The 1,951-nt window shown below is 48.1% G+C and carries 2 protein-coding genes; one reads left to right on the top strand and one right to left on the bottom strand.

Annotated elements, in window-relative coordinates; genetic code table 11:
• On the bottom strand, positions 1 to 297 hold a 297-nt coding region (locus IEY52_RS26890; RefSeq protein ID WP_229684998.1), incomplete at its 3' end, for a hypothetical protein.
• 340 nt (positions 298 to 637) lie between these two features.
• On the opposite strand from IEY52_RS26890, the gene IEY52_RS26355 reads away from it, so the two are divergent.
• The coding region (locus IEY52_RS26355) for a hypothetical protein (protein ID WP_189009651.1) at positions 638 to 1,951 on the top strand (1,314 nt) is incomplete at its 3' end.

Below are 1,951 nucleotides of genomic sequence, written 5' to 3'. Positions count from 1 at the left end.
AATGGTCAGGACTGGAGATGTTTGATTCCTTCGGGCTGGTATCCACTGGGCAGGGGTACTGACCTGCACCCCATCTACCCCTATAGATGTTGTGTTAGGTTGCAATACAAAGTCTCTAGCCGTTGCATTCACTGGATTTTCAAGTGGTGTGTCAGAAGCAAGCCAAAGCTTGTTGCTCTGCCCCAGGCAGGGGCAGAGCAGGAAAACCAAAACAGCAGACAAAGCTTTTTGCATTTTTCTATGATGACACAAATATGGATCAGCATGCATTTTTAAGAAAAACTGGAACTTTGCCAAAAGGTATGGTGATTGAGCATAATGTAAGGATTTTTTATAAAATACATATTTTACCTGTTTTAATTCTAGAAAACTAGAACTATCAAATTTGTGGATCTGCCTACGGGGTAGTATTTAACCGCGGAGGTTACAAATATTACTCGCGCTGAAGGACTCGCGTCTTGATTTGGTTATTGTTTTTTTGAAGATGAAAAATTACAGTAATCTGGGAGGTGGGTAATTTTTTCATATTGAAAGTGACCGTAATCGTATCCGTTCTCTTGCTGAGGTATATATGAAGCAATATATAAAGCATCTGGCGTTCATCTGGACGCTGGTACTGGTCTCGTGTGGCTGGTTCATGCCACCCGCACAAAACCAATCCCCCGTCTCCAAACCTTCTGGTACAACCATCAAAGCGCAGTCTTTGTCTGTAGAGGACAACGACCTGCCACAAACACTGCCTGCCTCTCCACCCGGATTCAGCAAACAAGGCATTGCTCCAACCTGCAACCAGCCCAGTGCCAGTGGAACCTACCCCTACTCCACATCTGGTCCCTCCTGGCGCACCTGGAAGTTCTTCAATGAAACTGGAACCCCCTACAACTACTACACCTTCACAGCTGCCCTGCCAGTTTCTACCAGCATTTTTGGTGAGTCTTACACCACCAGCAGCAGCCTGCCCCACACCCCCTACCCTTTCATTTACCATGAAATCCGCCCGGATCCCCTAACCCTGACTGGAACCCTGGAAGGCACCACCACCCAAGTCAACGAAATCTATGTGAACCCAGGGGTCAGTTATGGTCTGGTCTACCGACCCAACACAAAAGACTATGAACTCCCTATCAACAACACCAGCGTGACCAGCTTCAAAATGGTCAGCAACAATCAAACCAGCATTCTGTCTGCCAACCAATGGTATTACCCCACCATCAACAGCCAATCTTTACACTTTCCTGGCAATCAGAACCTTACCCTGGAGTTCTACTTCACCGGAACGGTGACTTACAAGCAGGAAACTGTGCTGACCAACTACAAGGATCCTGGAACAGGTGCCATCAAACAGGGCTGGGTTACGGTGAATATGCCCTTTCAGGATGCATACTTGAAAGTCACCGCCGACAAATACCGTCTGGCCAATTCCAGCACTGTGGTCAACACCAACGGGGGTTCCATCCTCACCCGGATCACCATGCGGGGTTTCACTGCGGCCCCTAGTGCGGACCGCAAAACCATTTTCCGCAAGGAAATGTGGTATTACACCCCGCAGGGGATCACAAGTTCCACAAGTCAGGCTTTTTTTGATTGGTTGGACAATCGAAAAGATTATGCCATGTCCATTGGGGCTTCAAATCTGAAATTGGCACGAGCAAGTGTCGATGCTGCAGGGAGCATTACGTCTTTGACTGCATTGACGACTGAAGAAAGCTGGAATCTGGGTTTGGCCTCGAAATCCAATAACAGCAACTGCGTGAGCAAATCCGTTTACGTTAAACCAGATGGTCAACATGTGGATGTGGTGGGTTTTGGTTCACCTGAATCTCCATCCAGGAAAACCACTGTCAGTTTGAGTGCTGGCGCAACCATCACAGGGGTAGATGGGGTGCAGGTCAGTACCCCTGCCCAGTGGATACCAGCCCGAAGGAATCAAACATCTCCAGTCCTGACCATT

Origin of the sequence: Deinococcus roseus (assembly GCF_014646895.1) — a bacterium.
Classification (GTDB): domain Bacteria; phylum Deinococcota; class Deinococci; order Deinococcales; family Deinococcaceae; genus Deinococcus_C; species Deinococcus_C roseus.
The sequence above is the reverse complement of the archived record's forward strand: the minus strand, read 5'-3'. Positions and strand labels throughout refer to the sequence as shown.